General features: G+C 72.2%; 11 protein-coding genes. 7 read left to right on the forward strand and 4 right to left on the reverse strand.

Going from position 1 to position 14195, the window contains the following annotated elements; translation table 11 throughout:
• Positions 1 to 16: 16 nt before the first annotated feature.
• Together N538_RS28585 and N538_RS0115705 are read left to right on the forward strand one after the other, a co-directional pair.
• Entirely contained in the window at positions 17 to 439 is a 423-nt protein-coding gene (locus tag N538_RS28585) for an NUDIX domain-containing protein (RefSeq protein WP_051549344.1), read from the forward strand.
• Positions 436 to 1164, forward strand: a complete 729-nt coding sequence (locus N538_RS0115705) for a sulfite exporter TauE/SafE family protein (protein WP_231496242.1) — start codon at positions 436 to 438, stop codon at positions 1162 to 1164. The genes N538_RS28585 and N538_RS0115705 overlap by 4 nt, the downstream gene beginning before the upstream one ends.
• A gap of 48 nt (positions 1165 to 1212) precedes the next feature.
• Here the strand turns inward: N538_RS0115705 and N538_RS0115710 are convergent, their stop codons facing one another.
• Entirely contained in the window at positions 1213 to 2544 is a 1332-nt protein-coding gene (locus tag N538_RS0115710; RefSeq protein ID WP_197025361.1) for a metallophosphoesterase family protein, read from the reverse strand.
• A 186-nt stretch (positions 2545 to 2730) separates the two neighbouring features.
• Between N538_RS0115710 and N538_RS0115715 the strand changes: the two genes are divergently transcribed.
• Genes N538_RS0115715 through N538_RS0115725 form a run of 3 tightly spaced genes read left to right on the forward strand, consistent with a single transcriptional unit; the run spans position 2731 to position 6740 of the window.
• A complete protein-coding gene (locus N538_RS0115715; protein WP_028638072.1) occupies positions 2731 to 3645 on the forward strand; it encodes an SMP-30/gluconolactonase/LRE family protein in 915 nt (304 codons plus the stop codon).
• A 19-nt stretch (positions 3646 to 3664) separates the two neighbouring features.
• Positions 3665 to 5569: a 1-deoxy-D-xylulose-5-phosphate synthase gene (dxs, locus tag N538_RS0115720; RefSeq protein WP_028638073.1), complete on the forward strand. Its 1905-nt coding sequence runs from the start codon at positions 3665 to 3667 to the stop codon at positions 5567 to 5569.
• Positions 5550 to 6740: a hypothetical protein gene (locus N538_RS0115725; RefSeq protein WP_155992140.1), complete on the forward strand. Its 1191-nt coding sequence runs from the start codon at positions 5550 to 5552 to the stop codon at positions 6738 to 6740. The genes dxs and N538_RS0115725 overlap by 20 nt, the downstream gene beginning before the upstream one ends.
• A 33-nt stretch (positions 6741 to 6773) precedes the next feature.
• On the opposite strand, the gene N538_RS0115730 is transcribed toward N538_RS0115725, so the two are convergent.
• Entirely contained in the window at positions 6774 to 7625 is an 852-nt protein-coding gene (locus N538_RS0115730) for a hypothetical protein (RefSeq protein ID WP_028638075.1), read from the reverse strand.
• A gap of 144 nt (positions 7626 to 7769) precedes the next feature.
• Positions 7770 to 8678: a serine/threonine-protein kinase gene (locus tag N538_RS25795; RefSeq protein WP_155992142.1), complete on the reverse strand. Its 909-nt coding sequence runs from the start codon at positions 8676 to 8678 to the stop codon at positions 7770 to 7772.
• Positions 8679 to 8796: 118 nt separating this feature from the next.
• On the opposite strand from N538_RS25795, the gene N538_RS0115740 reads away from it, so the two are divergent.
• A complete protein-coding gene (locus N538_RS0115740; protein WP_036570745.1) occupies positions 8797 to 9465 on the forward strand; it encodes a response regulator in 669 nt (222 codons plus the stop codon).
• Here N538_RS0115740 and N538_RS0115745 read toward each other — a convergent pair.
• A complete protein-coding gene (locus tag N538_RS0115745; protein ID WP_028638077.1) occupies positions 9457 to 10203 on the reverse strand; it encodes a hypothetical protein in 747 nt (248 codons plus the stop codon). The genes N538_RS0115740 and N538_RS0115745 overlap by 9 nt on opposite strands.
• A gap of 190 nt (positions 10204 to 10393) precedes the next feature.
• Here N538_RS0115745 and N538_RS25800 point away from each other — a divergent pair, with 190 nt between their 5' ends.
• Entirely contained in the window at positions 10394 to 14182 is a 3789-nt protein-coding gene (locus tag N538_RS25800; protein WP_081790517.1) for a UPF0182 family protein, read from the forward strand.
• Positions 14183 to 14195 lie beyond the last annotated feature (13 nt).

Genomic DNA, 14195 nt, shown 5'->3' on the forward strand with positions numbered 1-14195 from the left:
CGCTAGCGTGACACGTGTGCAGCGGTTCGCGTCCGTCATCCTCGTCGACCCCCGCGGCTGGCTGCTCCTCCAGGAACGCGACGAGCTCGCGGCCATCGCCCCGGAGAAGTGGGGGCTGGTCGGCGGGCACGTCGAGCCCGGCGAGGAGTTCGAGACGGCGGCGTACCGCGAGCTCGCCGAGGAGACCGGCATCGACCTGCCCGCCGGTGCGCTGACGCTCTGGCGGGAGCCGCGGCGCTACGGAGCGTCGTTCTCAATCTGGTACGCCGGGGTCGACCTCACCGACACGGACGTGGTGGTCGGGGAGGGGCGCCAGATCGTCTTCGTCGACCCGGCCGCGATGCTCGGTCTCGACCTCACCGACCTCGCGCGCTGGATGCTCCCGGAGTTCGTCGCGTCCGCGCAGTACCGCGACCTGCGTGAGGAACTCCTCGGTTGACCGGTGGCCTCGACCCGGGCGTGTTCGCGCTGGTCTTCCTCGCCGTGCTGCTCGGCTCGACCGTGCAGGCGGTGGTCGGCCTCGGCATCGGGCTGGTCGCGGCCCCGGTGATCACGCTGCTCGCGCCGCAGCTGATGCCGGGCGTGCTGATCTCGCTGGCGTTCGTGCTGCCGATCATCACGCTGGTCGAGGAGCGCCGCGACATCCACTGGTTCGGCCTCACCTGGTCACTCCCGTCCCGGGTGCTCGGCACCGGCATCGGGGTCTGGGTGGTCGCGACGTTCTCCGCCGACCAGCTCGGTGTGTTCATCGGGACGATCGTGCTGCTCGCGGTGCTGCTGACCTGGCACGCCGTCGAGGTCCCGGTCAACCGCGGCACGCTCGGCGCCGCCGGGTTCGTCGGCGGCGTCACCGGGACGGCGACGTCGATCGGCGGGCCGCCGTTCGCGCTGCTCTACCAGCACCGGCCGCCGCGCCAGATCCGCACGACGATGGCCGTGTACTTCGTGGTCGGCGCCGCGATCAGCCTGATCGGTCTCACGCTCTCGGGCGAGCTGCACCGCCACCAGGTCGCGGTCGCGGGCCTGCTGCTGCCCGCGATCGTGCTGGGCGTGGTCGCCGGCGCGCCGCTGCGGCGGCTGCTCCCCACCCACCGGGTGCGTGGCGCCGTGCTGCTCGTCTCGGGCGCGTCGGCAGTGGTGCTGGTGGTCCGCTCGCTGCTCTGATGGGCCGTCGGCGACCCCGGCGTCGTCCTTCAGGACGGGTGGCCGGCGTCACACCAGCTCGGGGTGGAGGTTGCCCTCGTACTTCCAGTCGTCCTCAGCCGGGTCGTAGTGGCCGAGCTTCTCGGTGCGTTGCAGGACCTTGCCCGACCGGTACAGGAGTCGTCCGCGGTGGATGGGGTCGCCGTACTCGAGCTCCGTGCGCTGCCACTTCGCCTCGTCGGTCGACCACAACGTGCGCGCGTGGCTCGCCTTCGTGACCGACATCTCGTAGTAGTCGAGCTCGGTCGTCCCGTCCGCGAAGACCTGACCGACCAGGAAGTTGAAGGCATACCTGAAGATCGACCCGTGGCTGATCTGGACCGGACCTCGGGCGTGCGGTCGGATCACCGTGGTGTCGTGCACCTCTCCGGAGAAGTAGAAGTCCGCTCCCTCATCGACGAGCGCCCGGTACAGCGGCGAGTTCCGGCCTTCGGGCGCGTGCAGGTTGCCCGTCGCCAGCGTCCGGTACGGAGCTATCAACGGGATGTGGCCCTGGACGACGACCACGCGTCCCTGCCGCTTCGCGGCCCGGACGGTCCGGCGCACCCACTCGAGCTGCTTCCCGAAGACGCCGAGGCGTACACCGCCCGGCGTCCGGGTGAAGACGTCGACCGTGATGACGCGCAGCTTCGGTCCGATGTCGACGGCGTACGCCGTCGACTCAGCGGCGCTGCGGGTCGGACGCATCCCGAAGCGGGGGTGCCCGCCGCGCGTCTTCGTGAAGTGGTCGGCCCACACTGCCTTTGCATGTGGAACGAGGTAGTACCGGTTGTCCGGCTCACCCTCGTGCTGCCCTGCCAGGATCCGTCCGCCGGGGGACCAGCGGTCGTTGAGCGGCCCGCTCCGGTCATCCATCAGCTCGTGGTCGCCGACCGCCGGAAGCAGCCGGAGGCCGCGACTGCGGAACATCTCGCGATAGTGACCGTAGTAGACGCCACCGGCAGCGGTGATGGCCTCGCGACACCGCCGGAGGCTGTCGGCGTCGGTCCCCTGGCTGACCTCGCCGAACAGGCGTCGATCCGTCGTGTCCAGGTTCCACCGGCCCTCGACCAGGTCGCCGGCGACGAGCACCGCCTGCGGATCGTGGGACGCCAGCGCGCCCAGGCACTTGTCGATCGCGAGCTCCCATGACTCGTTGATCGAGTTCGGACCACCGTCCCATGTCGGCAACGTCGTCAGGTCACCGACGTCCCCGTTGAACAGGTCGGGGGTCGAGACGAAGGTCGCGACGGGTGCCCCGCCGGGGCGAGTGGCCGAACCGGAAGGTCGTGCCTGGTCGCACCCGACGCAGGCGGCCGGGACCGCCAACCCGGACGCCAGGAGGCGTCGCCGCGAAATCACCCTGAGAGACCCATCGTCAGAACATCGGGCGGACCGCCCGCCGATCGAGCATAACGGCGATCGCATGGCGGGCCGTGCAGGTGCCGGACACTCGCCCCGCCTCGCGATCAGCCGGGCAGGCGCTCGCCGCCAACAGCTGGAGCTCAGCTGCTTGAGCCGGGGTCCGCTGGCTGCTCTGATGACCCCATGAGCGACCTCACCGTCATCCCTGTCCCCGGCTCCGGCGCGGAGGACGTCGTCGTGGCCGCCGACGGTTCGGTGTACACCGGCACCGAGGACGGCAGCATCTTCCGGGTCTCGCAGGACGCGGGCCGGGTCGACCGGGTCGCGCACACCGGGGGCCGCCCGCTCGGCATCGAGATCGACCTCGACGGCCGGCTGCTGGTCTGTGACGCGCACCGGGGCGTGCTCCGTGTCGACGTCCGCACCGGCGGCGTCGAGGCCGTGACCGACCGGATCGGTCGAGCGCCGATGATGTTCTGTAACAACGCCGCCATCGCCTCCGACGGGACCGTGTGGTTCTCCGACTCGTCGCTGAAGTTCGGGATCGAGCAGTGGAAGGACGACTTCGTCCAGGACACCCGCACCGGCCGGCTCGCACGGATGGGCGAGGACGGCGTGCCCGAGGTGGTCATCGACGGGCTGGCGTTCGCCAACGGGGTCGCGCTGGCCGCCGACGAGTCGTACGTCGCCGTCGCCGAGACCGGGGCGCGCACGGTGGTCCGGTGGTGGCTGACCGGGCCGAAGGCGGGCACCCGCGACTTCCTGGTCACCGACCTGCCGGGCTACCCCGACAACATCGCGCGGGGGAGCGACGGGCTCGTCTGGGTCTCGATCGCCAGCCCCCGCGACCCGGTCGTCGAGCGGCTCCAGCGCTCGCCGGGGCGCGTGCGCCGCGCGGTGACGAGGATCCCCGAGCGGCTCCAGCCCAAGCCGAAGCGGACCGTCCGGGCGCAGGCGTACGACGACGCCGGCACGCTCGTCCACGACCTCGACCTGCCCGGCACGGACTACCACATGGTCACCGGCGTGCGGGAGCACGACGGCCGGGTCTGGCTCGGCAGCCTGCACGAGCCCGCGGTCGCGGTCGTCGACCTCTGAGCCCGTAGACTCAGCCACCATGGGCACCCTGGACTCGATCACGTCGCCACGCGACCTGCGCGACCTCGACGATGCGCAGCTGGACGCGCTCGCGAGCGAGATCCGGGACTTCCTGATCACCACGTGCGCGCGCACCGGCGGCCACATCGGCCCGAACCTCGGCGTGGTCGAGCTGACGCTGGCGCTGCACCGCACCTTCGACTCCCCGCGCGACCGGATCGTGTTCGACACCGGTCACCAGGCCTACGTCCACAAGCTGCTCACCGGGCGCCAGGCCGGCTTCGAGAAGCTGCGCCAGCAGGGCGGGGTCAGCGGCTACCCCAGCCAGGCGGAGTCCGACCACGACGTCGTCGAGAACTCCCACGCCTCCACCGCCCTCAGCTACGCCGACGGACTCGCGAAGGCGTACACGATCCGCGGCGAGGACCGGCACGTCGTCGCCGTGGTCGGGGACGGCGCGCTCACCGGCGGCATGGCCTGGGAGGCGCTGAACAACATCGCGGTGGCCAGCGACAGCAAGCTGGTGATCGTGGTCAACGACAACGGCCGCTCGTACACCCCGACGATCGGTGGCCTCGCGAACGCGTTGACCGCCCTGCGCACCAACCCGCGCTACGAGCACGTGCTCGACATGGTCAAGCGCCGCCTGAACGCCGTGCCCGGGGTCGGGCCCGCGGCGTACGACGCCCTCCATGCGATGAAGAAGGGCCTCAAGGACGCCCTCGCGCCGCAGGGACTCTTCGAGGACCTCGGCCTCAAGTACGTCGGCCCGGTCGACGGCCACGACCGCGCCGCGATGGAGCAGGTGCTCGCGCAGGCCAAGCGTTTCAACGGCCCGGTGATCGTGCACGCGCTGACCCGCAAGGGCTACGGCTACGACCCGGCGGAGCGGCACGAGGCCGACCAGTTCCACGGTCCGGGCCCGTTCGACGTGCAGACCGGCGCGGAGAAGCCGAAGGGCCGCATCTGGACCGACCACTTCGCCGACGCGATCGTCGAGATCGGCCACCGCCGTCCCGACGTCGTCGGGATGACGGCGGCGATGATGCACCCGGTCGGCCTCGACAAGTTCCAGGCCACCTTCCCGGGGCGCACCTTCGACGTCGGCATCGCCGAGCAGCACGCCGCGACGTCCGCGGCCGGCCTCGCGATGGGCGGCCTGCACCCGGTGGTCGCGCTCTACGCGACCTTCCTCAACCGCGCGTTCGACCAGGTGCTGATGGACGTCGCGTTGCACAAGTGCGGCGTGACCTTCGTCCTGGACCGCTCCGGCGTGACCGGAGACGACGGCGCGAGCCACAACGGCATGTGGGACATGTCCATCCTCCAGGTGGTGCCGGGGCTGCGGCTGGCCGCGCCGCGGGACGCGACCCGGTTGCGCGAGCTGCTCGGGGAGGCCGTCGACGTCGAGGACGCACCGACCGTGGTGCGGTTCCCGAAGGGCCCGCCGCCCGCGGACATCGACGCTGTCGGCAAGGCCGGCGGCTGTGACGTGCTGGTGCGCAACGGACCGAAGGACGTGCTCGTGGTCGCGGTCGGGGCGATGGCGACCGTGGCCGTCGGCGTCGCCGAGCGGCTCGTCGCCCAGGGAATCGGCGTCACCGTCGTCGACCCGCGCTGGGTCAAGCCGGTCGACCCGGCGATCCTCGACCTCGCCCGTGAGCACCGGCTCGTCGTCAGCATCGAGGACAACGGCGAGACCGGCGGCTGTGGTGCGGTTCTGCTCCAGACGCTCAACGCGGCCGGCGTGCACACGCCGTTCCGCCTCCACGGCATCCCCCAGGAGTTCCTCGGTCACGCCAAGCGCGACGCGATCCTCGAGCGGATCGGCCTGACCCCCCAGGCCCTGGCGCTCGGCATCGTGGAGGACATGACCTCCCTCGCAGAAGGTCGTTCTCCGATCGATGTCGAGCAGATCACCTAGCCTCGTCCTCGCCGCGGCCCTGGTGGTCGCGGCGCTCGCGGGCTGCTCCTCGGGCGACGACTCCGAGGACCCCAGCGCGCCACCGCACGACGTCGCCAAGGCGATCGGCCGCGCCCTCGACTCGCGTGCCCGCGTCGTACGCCGCGCCGACGACGCGGCGTTCACGCGCCTGGTGGGCGGCGACCGCGCGTTCCGGGACGCCCAGCGCACCTGGTTCGGCAACCTCACCCAGCTGCCGATCGCGAGGCTCCGCTACCACGTCGACCCCGGCACCCTGGTCCGCGACGGGGACAGCTACTCGGTCACCGCGGCCGAGGTGCTCCAGCTCGACGGGTACGACGACGCGCCCGTGAGCAGCGCGGAACGCTTCGAGTTCCGGGCCGCCGACCGGCACCCCGGACGGTTCCTGCTGATCGCTGTCGACCCCAGCGACCCGCAGCCGTGGGACCTCGGGCCGGTGCAGGTGCAGCAGGGCAGCGGCATCCTCGGCGTCTTCGACGCCGGCAGCGTCGACGCGGCGCCGGCCCTGATCTCGTCCGTCGAGAGCGCGATCGCGTCCGTGTCCGCTCAGGTGCCGTACGACTGGAGCCGCTCGGTGGTGCTCTACGCGCTGTCCGACCCGACGTTCCTCGACGGCCTGCACGACGTGCCGGGTGACGACCCCGAGGACCTCGACGCGGTGGCGTTCCCGGTCGGCGGCAGCACCCGCTTCGCGCTGAACCCGCGGATGCTCGACCAGCCGGGTCGCGAGCGGGACCGGCTGGTCCGCCACGAGCTCACGCACGTCGCCGTCGGCACCCGTGACGACCGGGTGCCCGTCTGGCTCTCCGAGGGCCTCGCCGAGTACGTGTCCGTCCGGCCGCTCCCTCCGCAGGACCGCCGGATCCCCGAGGCGGCCGTCGTGGCCGCCGAGAACGGCGCCGCCGACCTGCCCGACGACGCCTCCTTCAACGACCAGGACTCCGAGGCCCACTACGGGCTGTCCTGGTGGGCGGTGGAGTACCTCGCGGACGCGTACGGCGAGGACGCGCCCTGGCGGCTGCTCGACGCGATGGGACGACCCGGCGCCGACCCGGACGACGTGCTGCGCGAGCAGCTCGGCACGAGCACGCACCAGCTCGCGGAGCACGCCGACCAGCTGATCCTCCAGCTCTACGACCCCAGCGGCTGACGGGGTTTCGGCGCCGCGACCCGGGGACAACGCCTACTTGTGGGCGTGCACGTGGAGCTTGACCGCCTTGGCCGACGACCGCTTGACCGTGCCGCTCCCCAGGAAGGTCGCGTGCACCTTGAAGGCACCCGCGTGCTTGAGGCGGGGGAGCCGCAGCGTCGTGGTCCCGTGCTCACTCCTCGAGAGCTTCGTGACGACCCGCCGGCCGGCGACCCGGACCGCGATCCGGCCGGCCACGTCGGAGACGTACGGGCTGGCGACCTTCACCTTGAGGGTGGCCCGCTTCGACGGCGTGACCTTGCCCTTGCCCAGGCTCGCCTTGGTCGACGAGACCACCGTGCCCTGCCGAGCGAGTGCGATCGTGCCGAGGTCGCGGATGCGGCCGGCGGCACGAGAGGCCGGACGGAACATGACGGGTAGCCCGTTGCCGTACTTCTTCATCCGGAACGGGTCGCCGTCCTCCTGACCGTTGACGGTGGAGAAGGTGATCACGAAGGCGTGGTCGCTGGGGACCTCGAGCAGGAAGAACCCGTGCAGCGACGCCGGGTCGTTCGGGTCGCCGCCGTAGGTGAGGGCCGAGGCGGCCGGCGCCGTGGCGGAGGCGTCGTTCGCCCACGCCTCCACGTTGACGTTGTCCTGGCCGGTCGCTGCCTGGTCGGTGATGACTCCCTCGATCCAGGTCATGCCGTCCGGCGGCGTCGCCGGGTCGTCGCGGTGGGCGGCACCACCGATGGCGGCCGCGCGCTGGCCCATGGTGGGCGATGCCAATGCGGACTGGGCGATCAGCGCCACTGCCGTCGCGACCACCATGAGCAGCGGGACGCTCCTCACCGGCCAGCGACGGACGGAGGTCCGGCCTGACGGTGACTCGTCCGGTTCGTACATCTGGGTTCCTCCTTCGTCGGCGCCGTGCAGCCACGGCGACACCTCCCTGGACGGACGTGCCCGTGTCGGTACTCGTCCGCAGTCACCACGATTCGCGAACGCGGCCGTGCGGGCATCGCTGCCAGCGGCCGCCCGTCGCCCCTGCTAGCAGGAAGCGGCGTCTGCCGGGTCCAGGGGGTCGACCGATGACCAGGTGAGCTCCGACTCGATCTCCTTGAGCCAGGTGTAGGCGTCCTCGGCCCGCAACCGCCGTGCCGGGTCCTTGTCGAGGAGCCCATCGACCACCTGACCCAGCGGAGCTCCGCCGAGGGCGGGATCGGGGGAGTCGTGCAGGACGGCGAACGTCGTGGCCACGGGATCCCCGGCCTGGAAGGGGCGGACGCCCTCGACCGCGTAGTAGAGGGTCGACCCCAGTGCGAACAGGTCCGACGCTGGAGTCCGCACGCCGCTCCGGACCACCTCGGGGGCTGTGTGGGCAGGACTGCCCACGACGTACCCTCCGTCCTGCCACGCGCGCGACCCGCTCCCGATGGCGAGCCCGAAGTCGGTGAGCACCGGTCTCCCGGACGCGGTCAGGTGGACGTTGCCCGGCTTGACGTCGCCGTGGACCAACCCGCAGCCGTGCACCGCCTGCAGCGCCTCGAGCAGGCGGAGGCCGAGGTCGACCGCATGCGTCACCGAGAGGGGACCCCGCCACTGGACGGTCTCGGCCAGTGTGTGCCCGGTCAGCGCCTCCATGACGATCCACCGGCGGCCGCCGTCGGTCACGAGGTCGTGGACCTGCACCACGCCCGGGTGGCTGATCGCGCACGCTGCGCGGGCCTCGCGCAGCTGGGGATCGTCCGCACCGTCTCCCGTGCAGACGCGGCTTCGCATGGACTCCTTGAGGGCGACGGTGCGTGCGAGGACGCAGTCGACGGCCAGCCACACGGCTCCCATCCCGCCCCGGCCCAGGAGCCGGAGGATGCGGTACCGCCCCGCGACGAGCCGTCCCGAACGGTCCTCGTCCGGGATGTCGCGACTCGGCAGGACGTCCACGTCGTACGCCGTCATGCTGCTCAGCGTCACCCGAGGAGGTCCGCTCGTCTGCGCGGTCAGCGGCCGGACGGCGGTGGGGGTGGCGCACCGCGCGACCTACCGGCCAGCACCACGCGATGGGCCATACTGGATCATGGACAGCCCGCTCGAGAGACCGCTCCGAGTGGTGCTCGCCGATGACGACGTCCTGCTCCGTTCCGGTATCGCCAGCCTCCTGAAGAGGCCGCGGTTCGACGTGGTCGGGGAGGCGGGCGATGCAGCGGGGCTGCTGATGCTGGTCCGGGAGCGGCGGCCCGACCTGGTGGTGGTCGACGTGCGGATGCCACCCACGCAGACCGTGGAGGGGCTCGTGGCGGCCGCGACCATCCGCGAGGAGCTGCCCGGGATCGCCATCGTGGTGCTGTCCGCGCACGTCGACGTCGAGCACGCCATGACGTTGCTGTCGACCGGCCGCAGCATCGGCTATCTCCTGAAGAGCCGGGTCGTCGGCGTGGAGGACTTCCTGGACAGCCTGGTCCGCGTGGCGCACGGCGCCTCGGTGGTCGACACGGCGCTGGTGCAGGAGCTGATCGCGGCGCGCGGGCGCACGGACCCGCTGGGATCGCTGAGCCCACGCGAGCGCGAGGTGCTCGCCCTGATGGCCCAGGGGCGCTCGAACCTCGGCATCGCGCAGGCGCTGTGGGTGACCGAGGGGACCGTCGAGAAGCACGTGCGCAGCATCCTCACGAAGCTGGACCTCGACGAGGCGCCCGTCGACCACCGGCGGGTGCTCGCCGTGCTCGCCTTCCTCAGCTCAACGTGAGCGCAGCGCTGCCGGCGGCCGCTCACCGCCGCCGAACACGGCCTGCATGCTCGCCTGCGTCCGCGTCACCACCTGCTGCGCGCGGGTGAGCGTCGTGCGCCCACGTGAGGTCAGCAGGCTGCCGTCGAGCTGTGCCCCGATGGCCGAGACCTCCGCGTCGTAGCTGGGCAGGGTGTCCGACAGCCCGTCGACGTAGTCGTCGCGCTTGCCCGGCTTCAGCGCGATCACCTTGCCCAGCATCGTGTCCCGGCAGGCCACGACCTGGATGGTCGCGCGGGAGAGCGGCTTCTGCACCGCCTGCCCGTGCGGGTCGGCGAACAACGGGACGAGCGCCGTCACGACCCGGTGCTCCAGGCCCGCCACCTTGAGCACCGCACCCGGCCCCGGTGGCTCGTCGGACTCGGGGTCGCTCGGCGGGCGCCCGATGAGGGCCGTCGCCGTCGCGTGGGCGTTCTGCGCCTGACGGCGCACCACCCTCAGGTCGCGCGCGGCGGACTGCGCGCGTCCCGCGCCGATGTCGGTGAGGGCCTTCGCCAGCGCGGCCTTCGCCTTCGCGACGGCAGCCTTCGGGTCCGAGGCCGCCGTGCCCGGCACGCAGGACGGGTCGGTCGTCGTCGCCGCGCTCGCGGCGGCCGGGGCGGCCAGGGCTGCGCCCTGCGCGGGCACCGCGCCGAGGACCAGACCGAGGACCGGACCGAGGACCAGACCGAGGACCGCGCCGATCTCGCGTTGCTTCATGGTGATCTCCTCTCAGGATCCACCTAGCGTCCGTCCCGGGAGCGGGCCTGTCGGCGCCGCCAGCGGGAAGGGGTGACTACCGGGTAGCCGGTAGGCCCGGTACCGGCTGGCCGGAAGGTTTGCCGGGCTGGGAAAGAACCCCGGCTGCTTTCGTTGTCGGTGCGAAAGGGCGCCGGTACTTTCGCACCGCATGAGGGGTCACCTCACCGTGGACGAGGCGGCCCGCGCCCTCGGCACGAGCCCCCAGACCGTCCGGACGCTGCTGCGCACGAGCCAGCTCCAGGGGAGCAAGCGCGCTTGGGGCTCCCGGTACGTCTGGGAGGTGAGCGACGAGGGGCTGGAGACGTTCCTCGCGCGCTACGGCCGGCTGGACGGCGTCCGTCGCCGTGGGCCGGTGGCGCCGGCAGCCCTGGTCCTGCGGGACGAGCGGGCGCTCGTGCCGCTGGTACCGGACGGGGAGCCGGAGCCGGAGCCAGAGCCGGAGGAGCCGGAGGAGCCGCCCGATCTCCGCCCGCTGCTGCTCCGCCCTCGCGCCCGGGCGACCGCGATGGTCGTGGTGCTCGGACCCGTGCTGCTCGTCACGTACGTCGTCATGCGGACGCTGCCGGACGTCCTCTGGTTCCGCGAGGTCGGGCAGAGTGAGGTGTTCACCCGGACGCTGGTCGCCCGGTTCGAGTTCCGCCTCCTCGTCCTGGTCCCCGTCGCGTTGTTCACCGGCGCCAACCTCGCCGTCGCGCTCCGCGGCGCGCCGCCGACGTACCGATGGGTCGTGCGGATCGGGCGGCTGGCGGCGCCCCTCGTGATCGGCGGGATGTTCGCGTCGGCGGTGGACGGACGCTGGCAGACCTTCGTGCTCTGGAGGCACCGGCAGACGTTCGGGGTCGCGGACCCGGTGCACGGCAAGGACGTCGGGTTCTTCGTGTTCTCCCTCCCGTTCGAGCGGCTGGTCGTCGACCTGTTGCTGTGGCTGGTCGTGGTCGCCGCGGCCTGCGTCGCGATCGCGTACAGCGTGCGCGGGAAGCTCAGCTGGCGGCGCCGGCGACTGACGCTCGATGCCCAGCAGCACCTGGCGTTCCTGGCAGCGGCGTTCCTCCTGACGATCGCCTGGCGACTGCACCTGCAGACCTACCTCCTGGAGCTGCAGCAGCCCTCACCCGACGACTCGGACTCCTTCGCGGGGGCCGACTACGTGGACGTGCACGTGCGGATGCCCGGACTCACGAACCTGTCGATGCTGGCGGTCGTGCTCGCCTTCGCGTGCCTGGCTGCGCCGCTGGTGGCACGCCGCGGCCGCCGTCGGAGGGCGCGGGTCATGGTGGGGGTACCTCTCGTCCTCCTCGTGGCCGGCTCCATGCTGATCGCGTTGGTGGTCCCGCCCGTGGTGCAGCGGTTCGTCGTCGATCCCAACCCGCTCCTGCGTGAGCAGGCGCTGGTCGCGCAGTCGATCGCGGGGACCCGGGCCGGGCTCGGGCTCGACGGCCTGGATGCGCGGACCTACGCGCCCACCCACCGGTTCACGGCGGCCGACTTCGGCGCACTCAGCCCGCGCCTGCGCAACGTGCAGACCTGGGACAACGACCTGCTCGGGTCGCGGATGCGCGAGCTCGTGACCGACACGCCCTACTTCCGCCCGGAGGACGAGGCCCTCGACGTCGTCAGGAGGGACGGACGACGGCAGCCGACGGTGGTGAGCACCCGTGAGCTCGACCTGGCGGGGGTGCCGGAGAACGGCGGGACCTGGGAGAACGACCGGCTCGCGTACACCCACGGCTCGGGCCTGATCCGCTTCTCGGCGACGCAGACGGGCGAGGACCGCGGGCCGCGGCTGCTCGCGGGCGGCGTCGGGCTGTCCCAGCCGCGCATCTACTTCGGAGACTTCGCGCCCGTGGCCGGGGGTGTCCAGGACGCCTCCTGGGTGCTGGCCGACACCCGCCGGGCGGAGGTCGACGGACACTCGGCCGCAACGCCGGGAGGTGCGTCGTACCACTACACCGGGACCGGTGGGATCGCCATGTCCAGCTGGGTCCGCCGGGCGGCGTTCGCCGCAGCGCTCGGCAGCAAGCAGATCCTGCTGTCCGACGACATCACGCCGGAGTCGCGCATCCTCCTGCACCGCGACGTCCACGACCGCCTGGACACCCTGGCTCCCTTCATCCACTGGGACTCCAGCGCCGTCCCCCTGACCAGCGACGGACACATCGAGTTCGTCGTCGACGGCTACACGACGAGCTCGTACTACCCCTTTGCGCAGAGGTTCCAGATCGGCGATGCCGCCGTGAGCTACGCGCGCGCGTCGGTCCGCGCGACGGTCGACGCGTTCTCGGGGCGCGTGCGCCTCTACCTGGTGGATCCCGACGACCCGGTCGTCCGGGCCTGGGCCGCCGCGTACCCGTCGCTGTTCCTGCCGGCGGACGCCATGCCCCAGGACCTGCAGGACCGGTTGCGCTACCCGACCCAGCTCTTCACCGCGCAGGCCACCGCGTACGAGACCTACCACGCCCTCGATCCGGGGGTGTTCACGAGCGACTCCGACGCGTGGTCCCGACCGATCGCCCTGTCCGGCCCGATCGAGGTGGCCAGCGGCGTCGACTTCGACCAGTCGGACGAGGACGACCTCCGGCTGACCATGCAGCCGTCGTACTCGTTCTCGTCCCCGCCGGGCGCGACCGAGCCCGGACTGGCGCTCACGACCTACTACGTGCCGAGCCAGGGGCAGAACCTGGTGGCGACGCTCACCGGCTGGATCGATCCGTCGGGCCGTCCGCGCCTGACGGCGACGACGCTCCCGCGCGATCCCGTCACCCTCGGCCCCGCCCAGGTGAGCCGGCTGGTCTTCGCCACCCCGCGGGTCAGGAACCTCCTGGGACTGCGGAACCTCGAGGTCCGGGACCTGGACAAGTCCTCGATCGACTCGGTGATCCTCGGACGGCCGCACCTGTTGCTCCTGCCCGGTGGTGTCCTGCAGACGCAGAGCCTGTACGAAGGCTCCCGGGGACCGGGCGCGGCCCGGCTGCTGGGCGTCACGGCGTACATCGACGGACATGCCGGCCTGGGCCCGGACATCGTCAGTGCTGTCCGGCAGGCACTGAACGAACCGCCGGTCGTCGAGCTGCGCAGGCCGCGGGACCCGGCCACGGTGCACCAGTCCGTCCCGATCTCCTTCGACGTCGGGAACGCGGCGCGGGAGACCGTGACCGTCACCTCGCCTGCCGGCCGGGAACAGTTCCGGCGGCACCTGGCCAACGGAACGGGCACGATCCGGTGGACGCCGTCGGCCGCGGGCTGGGCGCACCTGAAGGTGTCGGTCATCGGCCTCGACGAGACCGTCGTCACCGACTCGGCGTCGGTCCGGGTCCTGGGGCACCCACCGTCGGTCCGCTTCCTGGGGAGCCCGGGACGGGCCGAGGTGGGCGATGCCGTCCGGGTGCCCTTCCGCATCCTGTTCGGCCACCGTGCGGTCGTGACCGTCTCCACCCGGTCCGGGATCGCGTTCGAGCGACGGTACGACCTCACCGACGGGCGGGGGGTCGTGTCGTGGACACCCGACGTGCCGGGCCGCGCGACCATCCGCATCCGAGCGCGTGGACAGCAGGACCAGGCGACCACCGTGACGCTGCGGCTCCTGGTCCACGAGCCCCAGGGTGCCGTCGCGCCCCCGCCCGTCCAGCTCCTCCACGTGCCACAGCACCCGACCGTGGGTGTCGCCGGCAGCTATGCGTTCGGGGCCGCCGGCTGCAGCACCGCCCTCGTCGAGATCGAGGGACCGAGCGACGACGTGCCGACCTGGCGGTTCCCCTGCCCGGTCGGTCGCGCCGAGTTCGCCTGGACGCCGGCCCTGCCGGGCCACTACCGGCTCACGACATCGTCGCGCGCGGGCGGCGGACTGACGTCGACCCAGACCCTGCGCATCGACGTGGCGGCCACGCCGGATCCGCAGCCCGGACCGACAGCACTGGAGGACGGCCGTGCCGAGACCTGACCAGCGTCGAGTC

This window comes from Nocardioides sp. URHA0032 (assembly GCF_000620645.1).
GTDB lineage: Bacteria > Actinomycetota > Actinomycetes > Propionibacteriales > Nocardioidaceae > Nocardioides.

Coding starts and splice junctions, on each gene's coding strand:
- N538_RS0115715 (WP_028638072.1), top strand. CDS start 2,731: ATGAGCGACCTCACCGTCATCCCTGTCCCCGGCTCCGGCGCGGAGGAC.
- dxs (WP_028638073.1), top strand. CDS start 3,665: ATGGGCACCCTGGACTCGATCACGTCGCCACGCGACCTGCGCGACCTC.
- N538_RS0115725 (WP_155992140.1), top strand. CDS start 5,550: ATGTCGAGCAGATCACCTAGCCTCGTCCTCGCCGCGGCCCTGGTGGTC.
- N538_RS0115730 (WP_028638075.1), bottom strand. CDS start 7,625: ATGTACGAACCGGACGAGTCACCGTCAGGCCGGACCTCCGTCCGTCGC.
- N538_RS25795 (WP_155992142.1), bottom strand. CDS start 8,678: ATGACGGCGTACGACGTGGACGTCCTGCCGAGTCGCGACATCCCGGAC.
- N538_RS0115740 (WP_036570745.1), top strand. CDS start 8,797: ATGGACAGCCCGCTCGAGAGACCGCTCCGAGTGGTGCTCGCCGATGAC.
- N538_RS0115745 (WP_028638077.1), bottom strand. CDS start 10,203: ATGAAGCAACGCGAGATCGGCGCGGTCCTCGGTCTGGTCCTCGGTCCG.
- N538_RS25800 (WP_081790517.1), top strand. CDS start 10,394: ATGAGGGGTCACCTCACCGTGGACGAGGCGGCCCGCGCCCTCGGCACG.